Annotated in this window: 15 protein-coding genes; 6 read left to right on the top strand and 9 right to left on the bottom strand. The window is 70.1% G+C overall.

Annotated elements, in window-relative coordinates; translation table 11 throughout:
• Positions 1 to 226: 226 nt before the first annotated feature.
• From ACJX2R_RS10535 to ACJX2R_RS10525, 3 genes are read left to right on the top strand one after another with little or no spacing between them, the layout of a single operon-like run.
• Positions 227 to 1,873, top strand: a complete 1,647-nt coding sequence (locus ACJX2R_RS10535; RefSeq protein ID WP_413099852.1) for a GMC family oxidoreductase — start codon at positions 227 to 229, stop codon at positions 1,871 to 1,873.
• Positions 1,874 to 1,902: 29 nt separating this feature from the next.
• Positions 1,903 to 3,885: an FAD-dependent oxidoreductase gene (locus ACJX2R_RS10530; protein ID WP_413099851.1), complete on the top strand. Its 1,983-nt coding sequence runs from the start codon at positions 1,903 to 1,905 to the stop codon at positions 3,883 to 3,885.
• A gap of 39 nt (positions 3,886 to 3,924) precedes the next feature.
• Positions 3,925 to 4,956, top strand: a complete 1,032-nt coding sequence (locus ACJX2R_RS10525) for an NADP-dependent oxidoreductase (protein WP_413099850.1) — start codon at positions 3,925 to 3,927, stop codon at positions 4,954 to 4,956.
• Here the strand turns inward: ACJX2R_RS10525 and ACJX2R_RS10520 are convergent.
• Positions 4,943 to 5,611, bottom strand: coding sequence for a TetR/AcrR family transcriptional regulator (locus tag ACJX2R_RS10520; protein WP_413099849.1), 669 nt, complete (start codon positions 5,609 to 5,611; stop codon positions 4,943 to 4,945). The genes ACJX2R_RS10525 and ACJX2R_RS10520 overlap by 14 nt on opposite strands.
• Before the next feature lie 61 nt (positions 5,612 to 5,672).
• Here ACJX2R_RS10520 and ACJX2R_RS10515 point away from each other — a divergent pair, with 61 nt between their 5' ends.
• Positions 5,673 to 7,205 carry a monooxygenase gene (locus ACJX2R_RS10515; RefSeq protein WP_413099848.1) on the top strand — a complete coding sequence of 511 codons (1,533 nt, stop codon included), beginning with the start codon at positions 5,673 to 5,675 and terminating at the stop codon, positions 7,203 to 7,205.
• 73 nt (positions 7,206 to 7,278) lie between these two features.
• Here ACJX2R_RS10515 and ACJX2R_RS10510 read toward each other — a convergent pair whose 3' ends face one another.
• From ACJX2R_RS10510 to ACJX2R_RS10480, 7 genes are all read right to left on the bottom strand, one after another.
• On the bottom strand, positions 7,279 to 8,622 hold the full coding sequence (locus tag ACJX2R_RS10510) for an MFS transporter (protein ID WP_413099847.1): 1,344 nt from the start codon (positions 8,620 to 8,622) through the stop codon (positions 7,279 to 7,281).
• 97 nt (positions 8,623 to 8,719) lie between these two features.
• Positions 8,720 to 10,393, bottom strand: coding sequence for a gamma-glutamyltransferase family protein (locus ACJX2R_RS10505; protein WP_413099846.1), 1,674 nt, complete (start codon positions 10,391 to 10,393; stop codon positions 8,720 to 8,722).
• Positions 10,394 to 10,559: 166 nt separating this feature from the next.
• Positions 10,560 to 12,272 carry a phytoene desaturase family protein gene (locus ACJX2R_RS10500; protein WP_413099845.1) on the bottom strand — a complete coding sequence of 571 codons (1,713 nt, stop codon included), beginning with the start codon at positions 12,270 to 12,272 and terminating at the stop codon, positions 10,560 to 10,562.
• Positions 12,273 to 12,274: 2 nt separating this feature from the next.
• Complete coding sequence (locus tag ACJX2R_RS10495; RefSeq protein WP_413099844.1) at positions 12,275 to 12,625, bottom strand: hypothetical protein; 351 nt, start codon at positions 12,623 to 12,625, stop codon at positions 12,275 to 12,277.
• A gap of 57 nt (positions 12,626 to 12,682) precedes the next feature.
• Positions 12,683 to 14,122: a gamma-aminobutyraldehyde dehydrogenase gene (locus tag ACJX2R_RS10490; protein ID WP_413099843.1), complete on the bottom strand. Its 1,440-nt coding sequence runs from the start codon at positions 14,120 to 14,122 to the stop codon at positions 12,683 to 12,685.
• Positions 14,123 to 14,135: 13 nt separating this feature from the next.
• The gene (locus tag ACJX2R_RS10485; protein WP_413099842.1) at positions 14,136 to 17,195 is read right to left on the bottom strand and encodes an aminotransferase class III-fold pyridoxal phosphate-dependent enzyme; all 3,060 of its coding nucleotides are present in this window, start codon (positions 17,193 to 17,195) and stop codon (positions 14,136 to 14,138) included.
• 190 nt (positions 17,196 to 17,385) lie between these two features.
• On the bottom strand, positions 17,386 to 18,873 hold the full coding sequence (locus tag ACJX2R_RS10480) for an APC family permease (RefSeq protein WP_413099841.1): 1,488 nt from the start codon (positions 18,871 to 18,873) through the stop codon (positions 17,386 to 17,388).
• A 243-nt stretch (positions 18,874 to 19,116) separates the two neighbouring features.
• Here ACJX2R_RS10480 and ACJX2R_RS10475 point away from each other — a divergent pair, with 243 nt between their 5' ends.
• Entirely contained in the window at positions 19,117 to 20,343 is a 1,227-nt protein-coding gene (locus ACJX2R_RS10475) for a PucR family transcriptional regulator (protein WP_413099840.1), read from the top strand.
• A gap of 90 nt (positions 20,344 to 20,433) precedes the next feature.
• Positions 20,434 to 21,042: a helix-turn-helix domain-containing protein gene (locus tag ACJX2R_RS10470; RefSeq protein WP_413099839.1), complete on the top strand. Its 609-nt coding sequence runs from the start codon at positions 20,434 to 20,436 to the stop codon at positions 21,040 to 21,042.
• On the opposite strand, the gene ACJX2R_RS10465 is transcribed toward ACJX2R_RS10470, so the two are convergent.
• Complete coding sequence (locus ACJX2R_RS10465; protein ID WP_413099838.1) at positions 21,027 to 23,765, bottom strand: SpoIIE family protein phosphatase; 2,739 nt, start codon at positions 23,763 to 23,765, stop codon at positions 21,027 to 21,029. The genes ACJX2R_RS10470 and ACJX2R_RS10465 overlap by 16 nt on opposite strands.
• Position 23,766: the final 1 nt, after the last annotated feature.

Genomic DNA, 23,766 nt, shown 5'->3' with positions numbered 1-23,766 from the left:
CCGTCGTTCTTCGCGCGTCGCGCGGCGGTCACACGTGTCATGGCGATGTCCGTCATGAGCCTTGCCGCTGTTCCGTTCGAGGCAGTACGCTCCCCGCAGAATTGAAGTTAGTTCAATACCCGTCTTTCGCGCGCGACCCGGCGCCCGGGTCGCCGTGGGACGACGGGGCCGTCGCCTCGCTCGACGAGGCGACGATGTCCAGCCTGTGGATGGGGGTGGGGGCACCATGACGCCGACAGTGGAAGCCGACTGGGTGGTCGTCGGTGGCGGCAGCGCCGGGAGCGTGCTGGCGGCGCGTCTGAGCGAGGATCCGGCCAGCGAGGTCGTGCTGCTGGAGGCCGGGCGCGACTGGCGGTCCGCCGACGCTCCACCGCAGTTGCGCAGCATGAACGGCTGGCGGGCGTTGGACGAGACTGCCTGCGCGGAGTTCCAGTGGCCAGGCCTTATGTCACGGCGCAGCCGCGCCCAGGCGCCGCGGCCGCATGTGCGCGGACGGGGCCTCGGCGGTTCGTCTTCGGTCAACGGCATGATCGCCTTCCGGGCCATGCCGGACGACTACGACCGGTGGGCGGCGTACGGCTGTCCCGGCTGGTCGTACGCGGACATGCTGCCGTACCTGCGACGCATGGAGAGCGACGCGGACTTCGGCGACCGCCCTCACCACGGCGATCACGGACCCATACCGGTGCAGCGGCTCGGCCGCGAGGACTGGGGCCCTGCCGACCACGCGCTCGCCGAGGCCGCGCTGGGACGTGGCCATGCCTGGTGCGACGACCACAACGGGCCGACGGGGACCGGCGTCTCGCCGTACGCCATCAGCTCCCGCGACGGTGCGCGGGTCACGACCAACGACGGTTACCTCGAGCCGGCCCGACACCGCCCCAACCTGCGGGTGTTCGGCGGTGCGACGGTGGACACGGTGCTCGTCGAGGGCGGCAGGGCCGTCGGAGTGCGGCTACGCAGGGGGAACGACTGGACCGAAGTCCGCGCCCAGCACGTCGTCCTGTGCGCCGGGGCGGTGCACTCTCCGGCGATCCTGTTGCGGTCCGGCATCGGGCCGGACGGCCCGGTGGCGGCGCTCCCGGTCGGTGAGGGGATGCAGGAACATCCTCTGGCGCTGTTCTGGCTGTACGCCCGGCCCGGGCTCCATCCCGACGTCGATGCCCGGCAGACCAACTGCTGTCTGCGCTACTCCTCCGGACTCGAGGGAGCGGGTGAGAACGACATGATGATCGCCTCGATCAACCAGACGCTCGCCCTGCCGGACCCCGGCGACTCGCATCTCGTCGCGGACGGCACCGGCGGAACCTGGGGCGGTGCGGGCGGCGGCCACACCGCGGGCGGTCCCGGCCTGCTCTGTCTGTGGGCGAACCAGCAGTTCTCGCGCGGCGTGCTGCGCCTGGCCTCCGCGGATCCCGACGCGCATCCGGTGATGGACCAGGATCTGCTGAGCCACCCCTCGGACCTCGTCCGGATGCGTGACGGCGTCAGACAGTGCGTGGAGTTGCTGCGCAGCGGACCGTTCGACACCGCCTTCGAGCACATCGCCATCGACATCGCCGGCCGGGGCCTCGACACGCTGTCCGACGACGCGACGGTCGACCGCTGGCTGATGGAGACCATCGGCGACACCGGCCACATCTGCGGAACCTGCCGCATGGGCGCCCCCGACGACCCCCGTGCGGTGGTCGATCCGTCCGGACGCGTCCTCGGCGTCGACGGGCTCTGGGTCGCCGACGCCTCCGTGTTCCCGGAGGTGCCGCGGGCCAACACGAACCTGCCGACCATCGCCGCCGCGGAACGGCTGTCGGACGTCATCCGCGGACGCCTCGCCGGTCCCGTCGCGGGCGGGGGCGCCGTCACCCCGGCGTAGTCACGATCACGAACGATGCCGGAGGGCCCATGGCCGCGTCACATCTTCCGGCGGCCGCCGCGCCGCTGGTCATCGGTTCGTCGACGCTGCGGAACCGGCTGGTCGCCACGGCCCACGCCAGCGGTTTCGTACGGGACGGGCTGCCGGTTGGCGGTGACGCCGAGTACTGGGGCCGTCTGGCGGCCGGTGGTGCGGCGCTGCTGGTCTGCGGCGGTACGACGGTGGCGCCGGAGTCCGCGCCGCGGCAGGGGAACATCCTTCAGCTCCATCGTCCGGAGGCGGTCCAGCCGCTGCGACGGCGGGTGGAGGCCATGCACGCCGAAGGCGCGGTCGCCGTCTGCCAGCTCGTTCACCTCGGCCGGGAGACGCTCGGAGCCCAGTCGTACTACGCGCCGGTCGCTCCCGCGGCGGTGCGCTCTCCCCGTGAGCCGACGGCGCCGCGTGCGCTGCTCGGCGGCGAGATCGACGAGGTGGTGGAGGCGTTCCGCGTATCGTCCGCCCACGCTCTGGAAGCGGGGTTCGACGGCATCGAATTGCACGCCGCGCACGCCTATCTGCTGGAGCAGTTCCTCTCGCCGCGCACGAACCCGCGCGGTGACGGGCTGGAGGTGCTGGCGCGGGTGATCGACGCGGTTCGCGGGCTGTCGGCGGACGCGCTGCTGGGCATCCGTTTCAGCGTCGACGCCTCGGAGGACGTGGCGCTGACGCCGGACGAGCTGGCCGCGCTGCTGCCGGCCGTGGATCCGCTGGTCGACTACGTCAACGTCACCGTCGGGGTGCGGACCACGTACGTCCGTGACATGGCCACCGAACGCCCCCCGGTCCTGGACGATCTGGCACGTCTGCGGCCACTTGTCACCCGGCCGCTCGTGGCGTCCCACGCCTTCCGCACCTCGGCCGCGATCGGCGCCGCCCTGGCGGCCGGGGCCGACCTGGTGGGAATGGCGCGCGCACTCATCGCCGATCCGGACCTGCCGCACAAGGTGCTCACCGGCCGTGCGGCGGAGGTCCGGCCCTGCGTGGCCTGCAACGAGGACTGCCGGACGTTCGATCCGGCGCTGCTGTGCGTGGTCAACCCGGACCTCGCACCGCCCGGCGAACCGCGTCGGCCCGCCGCACCGCTGGTGCGCGCGTGGGATCCGGCACGCGCCACCGGGCAGCGCGTCGCGGTCGTGGGGGCGGGACCCGCGGGCCTGGAGTGCGCGCTGAGTCTCGCCCACGCCGGGGTGGCGGATGTCGTCCTCTACGAGGCCGCCGATCGGCTGGGCGGACAGCTTGCCACGGCGGCTCTGGCGCCCCACCGCACCGGTTGGGCCGCGCTGCTCGGCTTCTACGAACGGGGGCTGTACGCGGCGGGTGTCGACGTACGTCTGGGGCGGACCGTGGAGCCGGGCGCCGAACTCGAAGGACGTGAAGGACGCGACGGATTCGACGCCGTGGTGCTGGCCACGGGCGCGGAGGAGACATCGCCGCTGCTGCCGCTGCGGGAGACCGGGGCCATGGCCTCGTCGGCCGCGCTGGCGCGGGGAGTTCCCTCGCTGGCCGGTGCCGCCCATGTGCTCGTGGCCGACGACGGGTTCGGCTGGTGGCCGGGGTGCGACGCCGTGGAACTGGCCGTGGCCGCGGGGGTTCCCCGCATCACATTCGTCACGCCGGGAACGGCCTTCGCCGGGGCGATCCCGCCCGAGAGCCGCGTCCAGTTGCTGGAACGTCTGTCGGGCGCCTGCGAACTGGACATTCTGCCGCTGTGCACCGCGACCGGCATCGGCCCCGAGGGCGTCACCGTCGCGCACCGCGCCTCCGGAGGGACCACCACCGTGCCCGCGGACCGGGTCGTCGTGGTGGGGGAGCGCCGCCCGCGCACCGCCCTGGACTGCGCCGTCCCCCTGGTGCTGACGATTGGCGACGCCGTGGTTCCGCGACGTGTGGCGCACGCGGTCGCCGAGGGGCGGGAGGCCGCCGTAAGAATCGCCACCGCTGTACGACGCCGTATGCCGCACAGTCGCGCTTGACCATTGCGCCCGGTCAAATCAAACTGATATTAGTTCAATATGGCGATACGGACTGGACGGGAGATCCGGGTCAGGGCATACCCGGTCGGCGGCGTCAGCCCGGACGACTTCGAGGTGGTCGAGGTCCCTGTGCCCCGGCCCGGGCCGGGGCAGGTGCTCGTACGCAACACATGGACATCGGTGGACCCCGGCCTCCGGCTGCGGCTACGTCCCGACGCGCCCTCCGGCTATTTCGCCGCCTTCGCTCTCGGCCGCGCCATGGACGGCATCATGACGGTGGGGGAGGTGGTGGAGTCCCGGGCCGAGGGCTTCGCCCCTGGTGACGTGGTGTGGCACGCCCAGGGCTGGCGCGAGTACGCCGTCGTGGCCGCGGGCGCCGAGCAGCTCAGCGGACTCGGCACCCTGACCCGCCTGGACGTCGATGAATGCGAGCCGCGGTGGTATCTCGGCCCGCTGGGCGGTATGGGTCTGACGGCCTACGCCGGGCTGCACGTCGTTGACGCGCTACGAGGTGGCGAAACGGTCTGGGTCTCGGCTGCCGCGGGGGCGGTGGGCAGCCTGGCCGTGCAGATCGCACGGCTCATGGGCAACCGGGTGGTGGCCAGCGCGGGCACCGACGAGAAGGTCGACTGGCTGCGCGACCGCTTGGGCGCCGACGCCTTCAACTACCGGACGGGGAACATCGAGGCGAGGCTGGGCGCCATCGCCCCCGACGGAATCGACGTCTATTTCGACTCCGTCGGGGGGACCCACCTCGAGGCCGCCCTGTCGCACCTGAGGAGGGGCGGGCGCGTGGCGATGTGCGGCTCGATCTCGGAGTACGAGTCGGGCCCGGCCGGGCCGCGGAACCTCTTCCTCGCGGTGTCCAAGGACCTGACCCTCCGTGGGTTCCGCGGGAGCGGCAATCTGCGTCTCATGGGGCGGATGCGACGCCGGATGACCGGGTGGCTTCGCAGCGGTGAGCTGGATTATCGCGAGACGGTTTTCGCGGGTCTGGAGTCGGCTCCGCATGCGCTGACGGAGATGATCGCCGGCCGAACGGCTGGAAAGACGCTCGTCAGCCTCGGCTGACTCGGTTGAGCGCCCGTAGGCCCTGGATGAGCAGGCGCAGACCGAATTCGAAGTGGGCCGTGAAGTCGGTGCCGGTGAGGGTGGGCAAGGCGGCGACGAGGTGCGGGAACGGCCCGGACTCCACGGCCTGACGCAGGCGTTCGGGGTCGGCGTCCGCCTCGTCGCCGGTGCGGAGGGCGGCCTGTTCCTCCAGGGTGTGGCCGACCGTGAAGTTGGCCACCGCCATCAGGGCGCGAGCCGCGTCCTCATCGGCGAAGCCCGCCTCGCGCAGCACGCCGGTCACGGCTTCGGAGAAGCGCAGGGTGTGCGGCCCCGTCGAGTGCGTACCGGCGAATACACGAGCGCCGTCGGGGTGGGTGAGCAGGGCCGTGCGCATCGCTCGGGCCAGGTCGGCGAGGCGCTCGTCCCAGTCGCTGTTCTCACGGGGCATGGGGATGTCGGCCAGCATCCGTTCGGCCATCGCGGTCAGCAGGTCCTGCTTGGTGGCGAAGTGGCGGTACAGCGCTCCGACCCGCACACCCAGGGAGTCGGCCAGGCGGCGCATGGTCAGGTCGTCGAGGCCGAGGGAGTCCAGCAGGCGCAGGGCGGTGTCGACGGTGCTGGACCGGTCGAGCCGGGCGGGCCTGCCCCGGCCGGGACTTGACGTGGAACTCATGGGCCCAACTATAGTGAACAGCGTTCTCGTGAACGTTGTTCACTAAATGGAGGCCCTATCCATGCATGCCGATGTGATCGTCGTCGGTGCCGGACCGACCGGCCTGATGCTCGCCTGCGAGCTGGCGCTGGCGGGTGTCCGCACGCGGATCGTCGAGCGGCGCACCGAGCCGCAGCGAGACTCCCGTGCGCTGACCCTGCATCCGCGCAGTGTGGAACTGATGGACCTGCGCGGTCTCGCGCCCCGGTTCCTCGCACTCGGCCGTACGGTGCCGGGCTGGCACTTCGCGGGCCTGGACACCCGGCTCGACTTCGCCGCGCTCGACAGCCGGCACGGCTACACCCTGTTCCTGCCCCAGGCGCGTACCGAATTCCTGCTCCAGGAACGGGCGTTGGAGCTGGGGGTGGAGATCACCCGCGGCTATGAGAGCACCGGTCTCCGCCAGGACGCGGACGGCGTCGAGGTGCAGGTCCGCGGGCCGGGCGGCCGCGCCGAGACCCTGTACGCGCGGTATGTCGTCGGGTGCGACGGCGGTCGCAGCGGGGTGCGCGAGGCCGCCGGTATCGCCTTCCCGGGTGCGGACGAGACCTTGACCGGGGTACTCGGGGACTTCGCGGTGGTCGATGCCGATCCGGCCGCGCTCGACCGGGCGCGGGCGCGCGGCGTGCTGGTGGCGCCCTTGGACGGTGGACTGACCCGCTTGGTGTATCTGGATCCGGAGCGGATGCGTACCCCGAGCAGCGTGCCCGTGTCCTTGGAGGAATTCCGTACGTCGCTGACCCGGATCTGCGGCTCCGACCTCGGGGTCGCCGAGTCGCGGTGGCTGTCGCGCTTCGGCAACGCCACCCGCCTCGCGGACAGCTACCGGCGCGGCCGCGTTCTCCTGGCGGGCGATGCCGCCCACATCCATTTCCCCGCGGCCGGCCAGGGGCTGAACACTGGTCTCCAGGACGCCATGAACCTGGGGTGGAAGCTGGCCGCCGAGATCAACGGCTGGGCGCCACCCGGTCTGCTGGACGGCTACGACGCCGAGCGCCGGCCGGTCGGGCGAGCCGTCACCGAGAACACCGAGGTGCAGACCCTGCTCGCGGAGTTGACGCTCGTCCCCCAGTACCACCGCCCCACCGCCGCCCTGCGCGGCATGCTGGACGAACTGCTGGGCATTCCGGAGGTCAATCGCCGGATCGCCGGCCAGGTTTCCGCACTCGCCACCAGCTACTCGGACGGCGACGCCCACGCCGCCGACCCGTTGGCGGGCCGGCGGATGCCCGACATCGGACTCATCGAGGCCTCGTCGGCGGCGACACGGGCGTACGAGCTGTTCTCCCGGGGCCACTTCGTCCTCCTCGACCTCGCCGGTGACGCCGGCTCGGGGCCGACCGTCGATGCCGGGTGGGGTTCGCGGGTCACCGCCGTCACCGTCGCCCGGTACGACGGCCATCCGGAACTGGACGGGGTCACCGAGGTGCTTGTCCGCCCCGACGGGCATATCGCCTGGGCCACTCGCGACACCGAGCCGGACGCCCGGCGCGCCGAGCGGGCCACCGCCCTCGCCGCCTGGGCCGGCGCGACGCAGGGGATGGCCACCCGGTGACCGTGACCCGTCTCAACCTGGATCCTGCGGGCCATCCGCTCCTCCTGGGCCACCGGGCGCGTCGAGGCTTGCGCTAAAGGGTTGCCCGCGGTGCGGTGGATGCCCGAGCGAGTTCCGGGGAGCCGTCCAGGGACGTGTGGAACGTCTCCCGGACCCGGGTGAGGGCGATCAAGCCGATCGCGCAGCCGATGATGACGTAGATCGACACGCTGTAGATCGATCCGGTATCCGCGTACAGGGAAGCGGCGATGGCTCCCGCCGGGGCACCGAATATGACCGAGGACATCTGGTAACTCATCGAGGCACCGCTGTAGCGCACTTCGGTGGGGAAGAGCTCGGCGAGGTAGCTGGACTGCACCGCGAAACTGGCCGCGTGGCAGATGCTCCAGCCGAGCGTCACCGCGACGACGACACCGATCAGCGACCCGGTTGAGATGAGCCAGTAGAACGGCAAGGCCAGGATGAGCCAGCCGAAACCGCCGATGGCGTACACGGGTTTCCGCCCGATCTTGTCGGACAGCACGCTGAAGGCGATGTACGTGGGGATGCTCAACAGCGAGCCCACCATACCGGCGGTCAACACCCAGGAAGCGGGCTTGCCGAGCGTATCCGTGAGATAGGTGCCGAAGTACGAGTTCAGCCCGTAGGAGCCGACGGCGAACGGTGCTTGCATCACGATGCTCGACACCAGGACCTTCCAGTGGTTGCGCAACAGCGCTCCGAGAGGGAAGGAGCCGTGGCCTCCGCCGCGGGCCTTGGAGGCGGTGAAGACCGGGGAGTCCACGGTCCTCAGCCGAACGTAGAGCCCGATGAAGATGAAGGCGCCACCGATGAGGAAGGCCACCCGCCAACCACCTCGTTCGAAGCCATCGCGCCCCACGGCGAGCAGAGTCAGTTGCAGAACCGCGTTGGAGAGGAAGAATCCGATCGGGTTGCCCAGCTGGGGAAACAATCCATAGAGGCCGCGTTTCCCCGGGGGCGCGTGTTCGACGGCCAGCAACGCCGCCCCGCCCCACTCCCCGCCGAGTCCAAAACCCTGACACAGGCGGAGGAAGGTGAGGATGATGGGTGCTGCGAGGCCGATGGAGTCGTAGGTGGGCAGGGCGGCGATTCCCAGTGTCGCGCCGCCCATGAGTACGAGGGTCGCGGTCAGGCTGGTCTTCCGGCCCAGCTTGTCACCGTAGTGCCCGAACACCGCCGCGCCCACGGGGCGAGCCACATATGCCACGCCGAAAACGGCGAACGACTCGATTGTCGCGCTGGCGGGATCACCCTGCGGGAAGAATATGTGCGGAAAGACGATCGAGGAGCACAGCACGAAGAGGAAGAAGTCATACCACTCGATCACCGTGCCGACCATGCTCGCGAAGGCGATGCGTTTCAACGGTGTGCCGTCGTGTGCTTGTGCGTTTGGCATTGTTCTCTCCGGGCGTCGAGCTTGGGTGAGTGGAATCCGGCCGCACCGTGTGCGCTGCCTTCCCCCGGACGTACCGCTGCCGGGGGCCCGCGGTGGACTACAGCGCCGCGGTGCTCGCGATCGTGAACGGATCCGCCGCGGCGGTGCGTTGGTGCCGGTCCGCGGCGCAGGCGACCGGACGCGCGAGTTCGTAGGAGAAGGGCTCGTGCTCCTCGGATACGGTCACCGTGGTGTAGCCCCGGAGTGAGAGCGCCTCGTGCTCGGCGTCGTCGACGCGCTCGGAGACCAGTACCGCGGTACCGCTGGCGTCGATGCGGGGTGCGCTGATCGCTTCCTGTATCTCCAAGCCCCGGTCGACGACGTTGGACAGCACCTGGGTGACCGCGCTGATGATCCTCCTGCCGCCGGGCGCGCCCAGGGCGATGGTCCGTTCACCATCGACGCGGCGAGCGATGAGCGGGCCCATGTTGGCCAGCGGGCGTTTGCCCGGGGCGATGGAGTTCGCGGCACCAGGAGAGGCGTTGAACCACGCCATCGCCGAGTCGAACAGCAGCCCGGTACCCGGTGGGACGATCTTGTTGCCGAAGGCGTTGGCCGCCGTGTGAGTGCAGGAAACCGTCATCCCATCGGCGTCGATGACCGAGAAGTGGGTTGTTCCATGATCCAAGTTCAATGTGCCGCCGCCGGACGCGACGGTATAAGACGGCGCTTCGCCGGGCCGCGGCCAGGGATGGTGCACCGCGCGGCCGGCGAATTCCTCCCACGGCGGAGCCCCGCCCGGGGCCGTCCAGGGAGCCATCTCGTCCGCGCGGACGCGGTCCGCGAGGGCCCCGGTGTAGGACTCGCTCAGCAACGTCCGGAGGGGAACGCGCACGAAATCCGGATCGGCCAGCCAGTGGTACCGGTCGGCGAACGCGCGGCGAGAGGCCTGGGCGATCAGGTGCAAGCGGTCCGTGCCGGCATGGCCGAGGTCGAAGTGTCCGAGGAGGGCGAGGATCTGCAACTCGGTCCACGCGCCGCACGGTGAGGCCGGTGCCAGCACCTCCCAGTCGCGATAGCGCAACCGCAGGGGCGCCCCGATGACCGGGCGGTACGAGGCGAGGTCCTGCTCGGTCAGGACTCCGCCCAGATCCGCGAAGGCGCCGCCGATGGCTCTGGCCACGGGGCCTTCGTACAGCCCGGCCCGGCCCTGGTCGGCGATGCGCTCCAGTGTCGAGCCGAGATCCTGTTGCCGTAGCAGGGGACCGGTACCCAGTGACGCCTGGCCGTGGTAGGCGGGCACCGGGGGCAGACCCTGTTCGGTGAGGAAGATGCGCGCGGCGTCGGGGTGGGCGCGCAGTTCCGGGAGGGCGGCCAGGGTCTGGAGGGCGTGGTAGCTGTCGACGACGAACCCGTTGTGGGCCAGTTCGATGGCCGGTGCGAAGACCTGGGTGCGGGGCAGCCGCCCGAGCTCTTCGTGGGCGGCCAGCAGCCCCGCCATCGTGGCCGGTACGCCACAGGCGAGGGGGCCTTCCACGTTGGCGTCGTCGACGACCGCGGACAGCGCGACGAGGCGGGTCCCTTCCTGGCGTCCGGCGAGGGTGAACATGTCCGGCCTGGCGCCCCGGGGCGCCCGTGCCGGGAACTCGATCGACCAGTCCCGGCTCCGTACCGGGTCGTGGACGAGCATGAACCCGCTCCCGCCCAGGGTCGTTTCGGTGGGTTCGACGACACCGGCGACCAGGCCGCAGGCCACGGCCGCGTCCACGGCGTTTCCCCCTGCCTCCAGCATCCTCAGCGCGGCATCGGTGGAGTGAGACCTGGCGGCTGCGACAACGGCGCCACTTCCGCGTGCCGGGCGTCGATCCACCCATTGCGCACCGCGACGCGGGTCGGACATCGTCACGAACGATTCCTTTCGGGGGAGGGAGAACTTGTCCGGGTGTCGTGCCACGGGGTCAGTTGCCACTGCGGGTGAAGAGCCTGACCACCTTGCGCAGCGCGGGCTGCCGCGCGGCCCGGTAGCCGACCTCACGCCCGAGCTTCGTGCCCATGAGGACATCCGGCACCGAGCGGTGCGAGGTGGTACGGGCGGGTGCCGCCCCGCCCGGCGTACGGCCCGCGAGGTCGTCGAGCACGACCTTCGCGGCGTTGTGGCCGTTCGCCCCCATGACGCCGCCGCCCGGATGGGTTCCGGAGCCGCACAGGTAGTAGCCCTTCACGGGTGTGCGGTAGTCCGCGAGCTCCGGCGTGGGGCGGCTGCCGAAGAGCTGCTCCAGGAACATCGCGCCGTGGAAGATGTTGCCGCCGGTCAGACCGTAGTCGCGTTCGAGGTCCAGTGGGGTGATCACGACCCGGTCCAGAATGTGTCCGCGCAGGTTGGGCGCGTAGCGGTACAGGTTCTCCAGCACCGCGTCCGCGAACTCGTCCCTGGCCTTGTCCCAGGTGGTGCCGGACAGCTCGAAGGGCAGCTGCTGCACGCCGAGCGTCATGGTGTGCAGGCCCTCAGGTGCCAGGCCGGGGTCCGTCGTCGACTGGATCATGGCCTCGATGACGTATTCCCCGGGGAGGACACCTCGCCGCTGTGCCTCCCACGCCAGCTCGAAGTTCTCCACCGAGGCACCCATGATCTGCTGCGCCTCGTGCTGCGGGCCCTTGCCGCCCGGGAAGCCCACATACTCGGGGAGTTCGTCGATGAGCAGGTGGATCCGAGCCATCGAGCCCCGGTTGTCGTAGGCGCCGACGGCCTTCTCCAGCGCGGGCTTGAGGGTGCCCTTGGGCAGGAGCTTCAGCATGGAGCGGGCGGGGTCGGCGTTGGACAGGACGACGGGCGCGAGGATCTCCTCACCCGAGACCAGCCGTACCCCGCGGGCCCGCCCGCCGGAGACCAGCACCTCCTCGACCGGGGCGCTGAGCCGTACCTCGGTGCCGTGGGCCTCGGCCGCGCGGGTCATGGCCTGGGTGATGCCGCCCATGCCGCCCTTGACCAGGCCCCACTGGCCCAGATGTCCCTTGAACTCGCCGACGGAATGGTGGCCGTAGACATATCCGGTGCCCGGGGTCGACGGTCCGCCCCAGACCGAGATCATGCCGAAGAAGGTGAACAGGCCCTTGATGTGTTCGGATTCGAAGTAGCGGTCGAGCAGGTCCTTGGTGGAGGACAGCACGAACTCGTCGAACAGGTCCTCGGCGCCGGCCTCCTCGAAGGCCCGCAGCACCTCGGAACGGCTTGTCGGCGGACGCATGAGGAACGGGGTGATGATCGAGGCGAACTGCTTGACGCGCAGGCCGAAGTCGAGGAACGACCTGGCGTCGGCCTTGGAGAACTTCTCCAGCTCCTTGAGCGTGCGGTCGATGTCCTTCCACATGAACATGTGGCTGCCGTCCTCGAAGATGACGACCTCCATGGCCTCGGTCTGGTACATATCGAGGCCGTGGCGTTCCAGTTCGAGGTCATCGATGATCTCGGGGCGGAGCAGGCCGGCGATGAACGCGCAGGAGGACCATCGGGACTCGGATCCCGGGATCAGCCGTTCGGTCGTGCACGCACCGCCGACGACGTCACGGGCTTCGAGGACGAGCACCCGCTTGCCCGCCCGGGCGAGGTAGTTGGCGGAGATCAGCCCGTTGTGACCGGCTCCGATGACGATGGCGTCGTAGGACTGCGGCATGGTTACTGCCCCCTCAGGATCGGGACGACGAACGAGGAGCGGACGGACGCCGGGTCGACGAGCTCGTCGAATCCGGACATCACCGGGCGGAGCGACGGATGGTGGTCGCGGACCCGCACCCAGGCGTTCCAGTCGTTGACCTCCATCACTTCGACGATGTCGGCGCCGACCGCCTCCCCGGCCGGGCCCGCGACCCGGAAGGCGTCGAAACGCGTGACGATGTCCGAGTGGGCCAGGCACAGGGGCTGGTCGACGGTGGCCGAGAACTCCGCGAACCGGTCCGGCGGGATGCCGGGGCGCATTCGGAACATGTTGACGACCAGAGCGGGGCCGTCGGGGGTGGGCTGTGCCATCGGATTCCTTGGATGAGAGGGACGGGGAGCGGATACGGTCGGCGCGGCCGGTGGCCGTCAGCCCTCCACGAGGTTGACCATCACATGTTTGATCTCGGTGTATTCCTCCAGCGAGTACATCGACATGTCGTTGCCGTGCCCGGACTGCTTGAAGCCGCCGTGCGGCATCTCGGAGACGATGGGCAGGTGTTCGTTGATCCACACCGTGCCGAACTGAAGCCGCCGGGCCGCCCGCATGGAGCGCGACACGCTGGAGGTGAAGACGGAGGCGGCCAGCCCGTACTCGACGTCGTTGGCCCAGGTGAGCGCCTGCTCCTCGGCGGCGAAGGGCGTGGTGGTGACGACCGGTCCGAACACCTCCTTCTGCACGATCTCGGAACGCTGTGGCGCGCCGACGAGCAGCGTGGGCCGGTACCAGAAGCCGGGGCCGTCGGCGGGGCCGCCGACCGCCAGCTCGGCATGCCCGTCCTCCAGGGCCCGGTCGACGAAGCCCGCGACCCGGTCCCGATGGGCCTGGGAGATCACCGGTCCCATCTCGGTGGTGGGCAGCCGCGGGTCGCCCATCCTGACCTCCGCGACCGCCTTCGCCAGCTCGGCGGCGAAGTCGTCGTGGATCGATTCGGCCACGTAGACGCGGGAGGCCGCCATGCAGTCCTGGCCGGAGTTGCCGTAGCCGCCCTCGCGGATCTTGCGGACGGCGAGTTCGACGTCGGCGTCCTCGAAGACGAGGACCGGTGCCTTGCCGCCGAGCTCGAGATGCAGACGCTTGAGGTTGCCGCTCGCGGCGACCGCGACCCGCTTTCCGGTGGAGGTGTCCCCGGTCAGCGAGGTCATCCGTACGCGGGGGTGCCCGGTGATGGCCTCGCCCACGGTGTCGCCGTGCCCGGTGACCACGTTGAGAACACCCTTGGGGAGGAGGTCGGCCGCGAGCTCGGCGAGCTTGAGGGCGGTCAGCGGGGTCTGTTCGCTCGGTTTCAGGACCAGGGTGTTGCCCGTCATCAGTGCGGGGCCGATCTTCCACGCGGCCATGACCAGCGGGAAGTTCCAGGGAGCCACGCTGCCCACGACGCCCAGGGGATCGCGGCGGATGAAGCTGGTGTGGGTGGGGGAGTACTCGCCGGCCGCCCTGCCCTCCAGAACGCGTGCGGCGCCGGCGAAGAACCGGAAGTTGTCGACCGCGAAGTCCACTTCCTCCCGGGCGATGTGCAGGGGCTTGCCGACGTTGGCCGACTCAAGGGCGGCGATCTCCTCGGCGTGCTCCTCCACCCGGTCGGCCAGGCGGAGCAGGGCCCGGGCGCGTTCCGCCGGAGGGGTCTCCGCCCAGCCCCAGAAGGCGGCGTCAGCGGCGGCGACGGCGCGGTCGACGTCCTCCTCGCCGCCCAGGGGGACGGTGGCGATCGTCTCGCCCGTCGCCGGGTTGAGGACGTCCTCGGCCCGGCCGGAGATGGCGGGGACGGCGTTTCCGGCGATGAACATCGACAGGTCGGGGGTGGTCATGAGAGTGGCATCCTCACTTCTTCGGGGACGTGGCGCCGGGCCTGCCGCCGGCGGCGACTTCGGACATGGGGAGCTCGGACCTGGAGAGCTCGGGCAGGGACAGGACCTCCGCGAGCGCCTCGACGTAGAGGTCCACGTGCTCGCGCCGGAAGGTCATGGGTGGTTTGATCTTGAGGACGTTGTCATGCACGCCGTTCGGGAAGACGACGACGCCCCGTTCCTTCATCAGCTCGGTGACCTGGAACGCCTCCGCGGTCGCCGGCTCTTTGGTGGCACGGTCCCGGACGAGCTCCACACCGAGGTACAGCCCCCGGGCGCGGACGTCGCCGATGAGCGGCCGCGTCTCCTGGAGCTGCCGCAGGCTCCGCGCGAAGTAGTCCCCGACCTCGGTGGCGTGGGCCCGCAGCCCGTCGCGCTCGACGATGTCCAGTACGGCCTCACCGATGGCGCAGGACACCGGGTTGCCGCCGAAGGTGTTGAAGTACTTCATGCCGGTGTCGAAGGCGTCGGCGATCTCACGGGTGGTCACGACGGCCGCCAGCGGATGGCCGTTGCCCAGTGGCTTGCCCATCGTCACGATGTCCGGGACGACTCCCTGTAGCTCGAAGCCCCACCAGGGGCCCAGGCGGCCCACCCCGACCTGCACCTCGTCGGATATGCACAGCGCGCCCGCCCGCCGGGCGGCGGCGAACGCGCCGGCGAGGTAGCCGTCGGGGAAGACGATGTTGCCCGCCGATCCCATGAGCGACTCGGCGATGAAGGCGGCCGGACGCCGTCCGTCGCTGTCGACGCGCTCGATCACCCGGGCCGCGTCGCGCGCGTACTTGCCACCGGCGTCCGGGTCGTCGTAGCCGTACGCGCCGCGGTAGCGGTCCGGGATGGCCACCTCGTGGGTGGTGGGAGGGGCGCCCTGACCACCGGGCCCCTTGTACCGGTTGGGGCTGATGCCGGTGACGACGCCGGTGTTGCCGTGGTAGGCGCCGTCGATGTTGACCACATGCCGGCGGCCGGTCACCTGGCGGGCGATGCGCAGGGCGAGGTCGTTCGCCTCGCTGCCGGAGCAGACCAGGAAGACGACCTCCAGGGGGTCGGGCAGGGTGGCGGTCAGCTTCTCCACGTAGCCGGCGATCTGGGGGTAGACGAACCGGCTGTTGGTGTTGAGCTTGCGCATCTGGCGCAGCGCCGCCGCGGTGACCCGGGGTTCCGCGTGACCGACGTGTGTGACGTTGTTCAGCGAGTCGAGGTAGCCCAGGCCGTCCTCGTCGTAGAACCACACATCGCGTCCGCGGACGAGGTTCATCGGCCGTGCGTAGTAGTTGCGCTGGGAGCGGGCGATATGGCGGGACCGGATGGCGAGCACGTCGTCGACGGTCGGCTCCCGATCCGGTTCCGGCACCCGGCCGAGCCCTGGTGTCGGGTCCGATGTCAGCCGGCGCCAGGCGGCCCGCTGGGACGGGGCGACGCGGCGCGGCGGCGGGAAGGCGGCGAGGTGTGCCGAGGAGAGCGTCTGGATCTGTACGCCGGACCCCAGGCCCGGCTCGACGTCGCCGTCGCGCACGGTGCCGACCGCCTCTCCGGCCTTGACGGTCTCGCCGGGGAGGTGGGGGCTGTCGAGGTGCCACCAGACGGTGAACAGCGCGGAGTCGTCGCCGTCGTGGCGCAGCACGAGCGGCCGTTCGTCCGTGGGGGCGGATTCGACGACGCCGTGGCCGGGGGAGCGGACCTCGGTGCCCGCGGTGAGCAGAACGGTCGTGCCCAGACGTATGGTGGCGGGCTCGTTACGGCCATGAGCGCGCTGTTCCGCCCACAACAACGAGGGTTCGAGGTGGCCCAGGACACCGGGCCGGTGGCCCCGGCGGGTGTCGACGGCGTCCCGGACGGCGGCACGGTCGTCCCAGTCGAGTTCGTCGTAGAGATCGGCGGCCGGGCGTGCGTCGATGTGCACGGCGTCGGCGAAGAGCCCGGCGAGGGCGGTCCCGAGGGCTTCGGCGGCGGGCGACGCCTCGGCCGTCGGCAGGGAGCAGGCCGCGCGGAAGGCCGCTTCGGCCAGTTCGGGTGGAATCCGCGCGAGCTTGCGGATGGTCGGCCAGGTGTGCCGCATGCGTGTCCGCCCGTAGGCGGATCCCGACTCCGCGATCCGCCGGTTCCAGGTGACCGCGTTCATGCACAGCCGAGCGGCGGCCAGCGGATACACCACCGCCAGTTCCTCGGCGGTGAGCGGCAGTACCGACTGGAAGCCGGCCACCACCTCGGTGGCGGCGGCGAGCGGATCGTCCTTGCGGACCATCGCGTATCCGGCCGCGACCGCCAGCTCGGTGGCCCGGACGCTGAACATGGCGTCCCCGACGTCGACGATGCCGCTGATGCGCAGCGTGCCGGTCTCATCGGTGTCGGCGAGTACGTTGGCGTCGTTGAGGTCCTGATGGACCACGCTGTGCGGCAGTGTGGCCAGCGCGGGCCTGATGCCGTCGTACCAGGACATGATCCGCCGGACGTCGGCGGCGTCGTTCCGGTCGTTCACGGAAGGCAGCGCGTCGTCGATCACTTCGGACGCGCGGCGCATGTCCCAGTCGTGCTCGGCCAGGCTGTCCGGCTCATCCATGCCGGACAGGCCCAGGCTCAGCCGGCCGGCCATCACGCCGAGTTCTCGCAGCAGGCCGGTCGGGTGGTGGCCGATGTCCGCCATCACGAGGCCGGGCATCCAGGTCATCACCCGGACCGCGTATGCCTGTCCCTCGTATTCGACGCCGGACTGGAGCGCGCCCGATGTCGTCGGCACGAGTTGCGGCACCGGGAGCTCGGGGGCCGTCCTGGCCAGGTGCAGCAGCAGGGAGTTCTGCCAGCGGAGTTCGGCCGAGTCGGGTCCGGTGCGGGTCACCCGGACGAAGCGCGGGTGCCCGGAATCGTCCACGACCTTGAAGTTCTGGTCTATCTCCCCGCCGAGCCGCTCATGCCCTGTGACGGTGAGGCCGTAATGCTCCTCCAGTACCCGCTCGAGGACGGATACCGGCAAGGTGGGGACGGTTGGTGAGTCGGGCTGCCGGTCGGCGTCGAAGGGGGCGGCCGAAGTCATCGAAGCGTCTCACTCTCGTGGGCTGGCCGGACGGGACAGGGTCCGGAGGTGATTCAGGAGCTTGGCTGAATCCAACGCCGAATCGGGTGGGGACTCCATGGGCGGGAGAACGTGAGTTCGGCGGTGGATTTGTGCGCGGTGCACATCGCGGGGTGATGCGATGCCTGACGGAGGCGGTACCGGCCGTGGATCAGCCCCGGTCACCGACCTCGGTCATCAGCCGCGCGTACATCGCCGGTTTCCACCGTCTGGCCCCGAGCCCCCACAGCGTCCCGCCGAGCAGCGACAGGACCATGAGTCCGACGAGGAGCACGGCGAGCCAGCCGTCCGTACCGAGCAGCACGTCCACCCCGTCCAGGGCGTAGTAAAGGATCGGCAGCAGGCCCGCGATGCCGAGCAGTGGCGCGGTGATCGTGTTCCAGACGCGCTTGTCGAGAGTGCTGCGGCGGAAGAAGACGAAGACCGCGACGCTGGCGATGAACTGGAGCAGGATGATGGACATGGCACCGATGCCGGTCATCCAGGTGAATAGGGCCGTGTAGGGGTCGAGCCCGAAGACGGCGAAGAGAGCGACCACCAGGCCGACCATCACGGTCTGGACGACACAGGCCGTGGACGGTGAGTTCTTCGTCGGGTGGCACCGGCCGAGTGCCGTCGGCAGGGCTCCCTGACGGCCGAGGGAGAAGAGATAGCGGGCGACGTTGTTGTGGAAGGTGACGATCGCCGCGAACATGCTGCTGATGATCAGGACGCGGAAAGCCAGGGTCGCCCAGCCGCCGAGGACGGAGCCACTGACGGCGAAGACCAGGTCGCCGGACTCCTTGTTCGCCACGTGGACCGCGTTGTCCACGCCGAGGGAGTTGACCATGAGCCAGGCGGTGATCGCGTAGAAGGCACCCATGAAGACGACCGCGATGTAGGTGGCCCGGGGGACCGTGCGCTTCGGATCGCGCGCCTCCTCGCCGTAGATCGCGCTGCCCTCGAAGCCGATGAACGAGGCGTGCGCGAACATCAGGGCCACACCCACCGAGCCGGCGAAGACGGTCGACGGTGCGAACGGCTGGAAGGAGAAGCCGCTGACGGGGGTGGCGGAATTGACGAGGATGGCGACATCGAGCACCCCGATGACCGCGGTTTCCAGGGTCAGCAGTACGCCCAGGAAGACCGCCCCCGCGTGGACGCGGTTGAGGCCGAGGGCCAGACAGGCGGCCAGGGCCACGAAGGCGAAGGCCCACCAGGGCAGATCGATGTGCAGTTCATCGAGGACCAACTCGTGTGCGTAATAGCCGATACCGCCGTAGAGCCCGAGCTGGATCGCGTTGTAGCCGAAGATCGCGAGGGACGCCGAGCCGAGGCCGAGAGGCCGGCCGAGGCCCAGGGTGACGTACGAGTAGAAGGCGCCGGCGTTGGTGACATGCCGGCTCATGGCGACATAGCCGACCGAGAACAGCAGCAGCACCAGCGCCACGGCCAGAAAGGCCCCCGCGATGCCGATGCCGTTCCCGGCGTTCACGATGACGGGGAACAGGGCGATCACCACGGTGAGCGGCGCGGCGGCGGCGATGATGAAGAACACGATGCCGGCGGCACCGATGCTGTTCTGCTTGAGCCCGGTGAGGGGCCGGTCGGCCCGATCCGATCCGGAGACCGCTGTGGGAGCCGGAGGGGGCGCGGTCATGTGAACACCAACTCTCTCCTGGGTGAAGTGCAGCCCAGTGGAGCACCGCCGGACAGCGCCGCTCAATGGATGTGATGACCACCCTTGACCGGCCTAGGATGTGCACACGCACAATTTCACTTATCTGTTTACGGGCGGATTGCGCACCCGTGACACTACATTTCGACGCGATGCCGTGTGGCTTGAATGTGTCGAAGTGGTGTCCTGAGGTCAATCCCGCCGGGGTCAGGGATCAGGGGGACCATGCACATTCCGGAGCGACACCCTTCGGGGCGGCACGCGGAGGCGGTGCGTTCGATCGCCCGGATGCTGCTCGCCGAGCGTCTGGAGGAGCTGGCGACGAATGCGCAGGCTCGTCTGGACCGCCAGGAACGGGCGTACGCGGACATGCCCGTGGAGCCCGCCGTGAAACTGGCCGGTATGCGACGGACCCTCGAACTCGCCTTGACCCGGCTGTCCGGAGACGCCGTCCCGCCGGACGTCGCCCGAGCCACCTCAGATGTCGGTCGCCAGCGCGCTGAACAGGGCTTTCCTCTTCCGGCGCTGGTGCATTCGTTCCAGCTGGACTTCCGGGTGCTGTGGGAGGCGTTCGTCGAGGAGGGCCGGAAACGGGGCCTCGCCGGCGACCCCGGGTTCCTCGATGGTCTGCTGTTGGTCTGGGAAGCGACGGACACCAACAGCGTCGAGGTCGTCGACGCCTACCACCGCGCGGAACGCGATCTCACGAGTCATCGACTACAGGTCCGCAGCCGCGCCTTCGAACGCCTGGTGCTGGAAGGCGAGCGGGACACCGCCGTCGTGGCCGATGCCTCGGCCAAGCTCGGCATTCCGGTTGATGCCCCCTTGGTGGTCCTCGTGGCCGAGGGAGTCCCCACCAGTGACCGGTCCCTTGCCGACTGTCACCAGGCGCTGCGGCGGGCCAACCTCCCCTATCACTTCGGTTACCTCGGCGACGAACTGCTCGGAGTGATCAACCGGGGCCGTCGGTCCAGCGGGGCCGTCCACGACCACCTCGCCCCGCTGGGGGCCTGGAGGTGCGGCACCGTCGACGTCGACGGCTTGGCGGGTACGCCTCGCGGCGTACGGCTGGCCCGCGCGGCGATCCGAAGCGATGCCGTCCCCGGGCTGCGCCCCATCCGGCGCCACTGGATCGGCGCGATCATGTCGGGGGACGAGGAGCTCACCGGTGTCATGGCCCGCGATGTGCTCGCTCCGCTGATGGCGGCGCGTGATCACGAAAGCCTGATCGAGACACTGCGGCACTACCTCGCGCTCGGCTCCGTCACCGAAGTCGCCGACCGCACGTACCGGCATCGCAACACGGTGCGCAACCGGCTCCAAGCCGTCGAGCACGCGACAGGGCTGAGCCTGGCGGTGCCCGCGGACGCGGCTCTGCTGGCCATGGCCACGGAGTGGCTCAGGACCACCACGGGGCAGGGCTATCTGCGGCAGCGGGGCGCCTTGGACTGACGGCATCGCGGGCGGCCGTCCAGGCGCTCGGTCTTGGCGGGCCCACCACGATCTGGCACGAAATCTTGCGGCAGTGGCAAGGTGGGCCTCATGGATCTCACGACGGACGACGACGTGCTCGCCGCGGTGGGGCCGCGGCTACGGGTGCTGCGTCGTGACCGCGGCATCACCCTCGCCGACCTCGCGACGAGGACCGGAGTGTCGGAGAGCACCCTGTCCCGGCTGGAGAGCGGGCAGCGTCGGCCGACCCTGGAACTGCTGCTGCCGCTGGCCCGTATCTATGACGTTCCGCTGGACGACCTCGTCGGTGCCCCGCGCACCGGCGACCCTCGGATACACCTCAAGCCGATCAGGCGGTTCGGCATGACGTTCGTGCCCCTGTCCCGGCGACCGGGCGGTGTGCACGCGTTCAAGATGATCATTCCCGCCGGGCCGGAACCACTCGAACCGACCCCGCAGACCCACGAGGGCTTCGAATGGCTCTACGTGCTCAGCGGACGCCTGCGACTCGTGATCGGCGAGCGCGATCTGACGCTGCCGCCCGGTGAGGCGGCCGAGTTCGACACGTCCTTGCCCCACTGGCTGGGCAGCGCCGACGGCGGCGCGGTTGAGCTTCTCATCCTCTTCGGTCTGCAAGGGATACGCGCGCACGTACGCACCGACCCTCATCGGCCGTCCCGGGCTCAGAACCCGCGGTGAGCTCCTGGCGTCTCGTCCGGAAGCCGCTGCTCGGACCAGATGACCTTGCCGCCCGGGGTGTAGCGGGTACCCCAGCGGTCGGCCAACTGGGCGACCAGGAAGAGGCCCCGCCCGCCTTCATCCGCGGTGTCGGCATACCGCAGATGGGGGGAGGTGCTGCTGCTGTCGGAGACCTCGCAGACCAGCTTGCGATCGAGTAGCAACCGGACGCCGATGGGCCCGGTGGCGTGACGGATGGCGTTGGTGATCAGCTCGCTGAGGATCAGTTCCGTGAGGAAGGCGAGATCGTCCAGCCCCCATGCGGCGAGCTGGTCTCCGACGGCGCCGCGCATCTGTCCTACGGCGGCGGGGTCGCGGGGAACGTCCCACCGCGCGACCTGATCCGGGGGCAGTACGCGAGTGCGGGCCACCAGGAGTGCGATGTCATCGCGGGAGCGGCGGGGCAGCCAGGCTTCGAGCAGTGCGTGGCAGGTGTCTTCCGGCTCTCCGTCCGCGCGGCTCAACGTGGTGCGCAGGATGTCGAGACCCTCCTCGATGTCCCGGTCACGGTCCTCGACCAGGCCGTCGGTGTAGAGCACGAGCCTGCTGCCTTCGGGCAGTTCCACCTCGGCGGCCTCGAAGGGCAGACCGCCCAGACCCAGCGGTGGCCCGGCCGGCAGCTCCAGGAACTCCACCGTGTTGTCGGGGTGGACCAACGCGGGAGGCGGGTGGCCGGCCCGAGCCATGGCGCAGCTTCGTTCGACCGGGTCGTAGATGGCGTACAGACAGGTGGCCCCGAGGGTCGCATCGGAGAAGTCCGCGTTCTCCCGCGTGCGGTCGTCGCCGTCGATGAGTTCGTCGAGACGTGCGAGCAGTTCGTCGGGCGGCAGGTCCAGAGAGGAGAAGTTGCGGACGGCGGTGCGCAGACGCCCCATGGTGGCCGCGGCGTGCAGGCCCTGGCCGACGACGTCGCCCACCACGAGCGCGACGCGCGCACCGGGCAGGGGGATGACGTCGAACCAGTCCCCGCCCACACCCGACTGGGCGGGCAGATAGCGGTGGGCGACTTCGAGGGCGTTCTGCTCGGGCAGGTCCCGGGGCAGCAGGCTGTGTTGCAGCGTCACGGCCATGGCGTGTTCACGGGTGTACCGCCGTGCGTTGTCGATGCAGACCGCGGCGCGGGTGCCCAATTCCTCGGCCAGGGCCAGGTCGTCCTCCTCGAAGGGCTCCGGCTCCTCCGAACGCCAGAAGCTCACCACTCCCAGAGTCACCCCACGGGCGAGCAGCGGGACGGTGATGAGGGAGTGCATTCCGTAGTCGATGATCCGTTGAGCACCCGCCGGATCCTGTTCTCGCCATCCGTGGGCCTTGCGCAGCTCGGGCTCGATGACCGCGTCCCCGAGGGTCATGCCCGTGGCCTGAGGTGTGGAGGGGACGAAGCCGATCGGTTCGCCTGTGCGATGGATCGGAGGGTCGTCGTGGATGCCCCTCATGACGATACGGCGGAGCCGCTGCCCCGTGTCCACCGGCTCGTCGCCGGTCAGGACGGGCTCGGCGAGATCGACGGTGACGAAGTCGGCGAATCGCGGCACCGCCACCTCGGCCAGCTCCTCGGCGGTCCGCGTCACATCGAGCGAGGTGCCGATGGACACGCTCGCGCCGTACAGCACCCGCAGGCGTTCCCGCGCCGCTTCCGCCCGGCCGGAGAGCACCTGGAGTTCCGTGGAGTCACGCAGCGTCGCGACGCTGCCGGATGGACCTCCGGGCCCGTCCAGGGGCCGCTGATTGGCGGCCAGTACCCGACCGGCCACGGGATGTATCTCGTCGTCGGCCTCACGTCCCGAAGCCAGCAGCTCGGTGGTCGGCGGGGGGAGACCGAGCTCGGCCACGGGACGGCCCACGGCATCCGGGGGAAGGCCGAGCAGATGCCGTGCCTGGTGGTTGGCCAGCAACAGACGACGGTCGGCGTCGACGATGACGATCCCTTCACGTGCGGCGTGCAGGACCGCGTCGTGGTGCTCATACAGCCGGGTGATCTCGGACGGGCCGAGCCCACGGGTCTGGCGCAGCAGCCGGCGGCTGAGCACCGCCGCCCCGCCCGTGGTGATGGTCATGGCCGCGGCGGCGGCACCGAGTACGGCCGGGAGGTGCCGGGCGACCACACCGTTGACGTTTTCGACCGTGACACTGGCGCCGACCGCGCCGTTCACGGAGCCTTTGGCGTCCCTCACCGGGACAATGGCCGTGAACAGCGGGCCGAAGGGGCTCGTGTACTTTCCCTTGACCGTTCGCCCGGCCAGGAGGGTGCCCATCACGTCCCCCCTCGTCCAGCGCCGGCCGATGAGCTCGGGCTGAGGGTGGGTGTAGCGGATCCCGTCCCGGTTCACGACGACGATGGCCCCGACACCGGATGCCTTCCTGGCCGCCTCGGCCCTCGGCTGTAGCACCGCCGTCGGATCGGGTGACTTCAGGGCGTTCGCGATTCCCGGGGAGCGGGCGAAACCCTCCGATATCGCGAGTGAGCGGTCGGCGGCGTTCCGCTCGGCGTCGCGCTGGACCGTCAGCACCAGCAGGAATACGGCTCCGACCGCCAGCAGCACGATGATCGCCACCTGCAAGATGAACAGCTGGCCCACCACGCTGTGCACACTCAGTAGTGGCCTCACCCCTTTCGGCTGCCTGCGTATGGGGTCGCCCGAGGGAGGAGCCTCCGACGAGGGCTTTGATCGACGGAGATCTTCCATC

The sequence above is a fragment of the Streptomyces sp. Inha503 genome (assembly GCF_047215865.1).
Classification (GTDB): Bacteria; Actinomycetota; Actinomycetes; order Streptomycetales; family Streptomycetaceae; genus Streptomyces; species Streptomyces lycopersici.
The sequence above is the reverse complement of the archived record's forward strand: the minus strand, read 5'-3'. Positions and strand labels throughout refer to the sequence as shown.

Excerpts from the sequence above, each read along its gene's own strand:
- ACJX2R_RS10535 (WP_413099852.1), top strand. The coding sequence starts at position 227 with ATGACGCCGACAGTGGAAGCCGACTGGGTGGTCGTCGGTGGCGGCAGC.
- ACJX2R_RS10530 (WP_413099851.1), top strand. The coding sequence starts at position 1,903 with ATGGCCGCGTCACATCTTCCGGCGGCCGCCGCGCCGCTGGTCATCGGT.
- ACJX2R_RS10525 (WP_413099850.1), top strand. The coding sequence starts at position 3,925 with ATGGCGATACGGACTGGACGGGAGATCCGGGTCAGGGCATACCCGGTC.
- ACJX2R_RS10520 (WP_413099849.1), bottom strand. The coding sequence starts at position 5,611 with ATGAGTTCCACGTCAAGTCCCGGCCGGGGCAGGCCCGCCCGGCTCGAC.
- ACJX2R_RS10515 (WP_413099848.1), top strand. The coding sequence starts at position 5,673 with ATGCATGCCGATGTGATCGTCGTCGGTGCCGGACCGACCGGCCTGATG.
- ACJX2R_RS10510 (WP_413099847.1), bottom strand. The coding sequence starts at position 8,622 with ATGCCAAACGCACAAGCACACGACGGCACACCGTTGAAACGCATCGCC.
- ACJX2R_RS10505 (WP_413099846.1), bottom strand. The coding sequence starts at position 10,393 with ATGCTGGAGGCAGGGGGAAACGCCGTGGACGCGGCCGTGGCCTGCGGC.
- ACJX2R_RS10500 (WP_413099845.1), bottom strand. The coding sequence starts at position 12,272 with ATGCCGCAGTCCTACGACGCCATCGTCATCGGAGCCGGTCACAACGGG.
- ACJX2R_RS10495 (WP_413099844.1), bottom strand. The coding sequence starts at position 12,625 with ATGGCACAGCCCACCCCCGACGGCCCCGCTCTGGTCGTCAACATGTTC.
- ACJX2R_RS10490 (WP_413099843.1), bottom strand. The coding sequence starts at position 14,122 with ATGACCACCCCCGACCTGTCGATGTTCATCGCCGGAAACGCCGTCCCC.
- ACJX2R_RS10485 (WP_413099842.1), bottom strand. The coding sequence starts at position 17,195 with ATGACTTCGGCCGCCCCCTTCGACGCCGACCGGCAGCCCGACTCACCA.
- ACJX2R_RS10480 (WP_413099841.1), bottom strand. The coding sequence starts at position 18,873 with ATGACCGCGCCCCCTCCGGCTCCCACAGCGGTCTCCGGATCGGATCGG.
- ACJX2R_RS10475 (WP_413099840.1), top strand. The coding sequence starts at position 19,117 with ATGCACATTCCGGAGCGACACCCTTCGGGGCGGCACGCGGAGGCGGTG.
- ACJX2R_RS10470 (WP_413099839.1), top strand. The coding sequence starts at position 20,434 with ATGGATCTCACGACGGACGACGACGTGCTCGCCGCGGTGGGGCCGCGG.
- ACJX2R_RS10465 (WP_413099838.1), bottom strand. The coding sequence starts at position 23,765 with ATGGAAGATCTCCGTCGATCAAAGCCCTCGTCGGAGGCTCCTCCCTCG.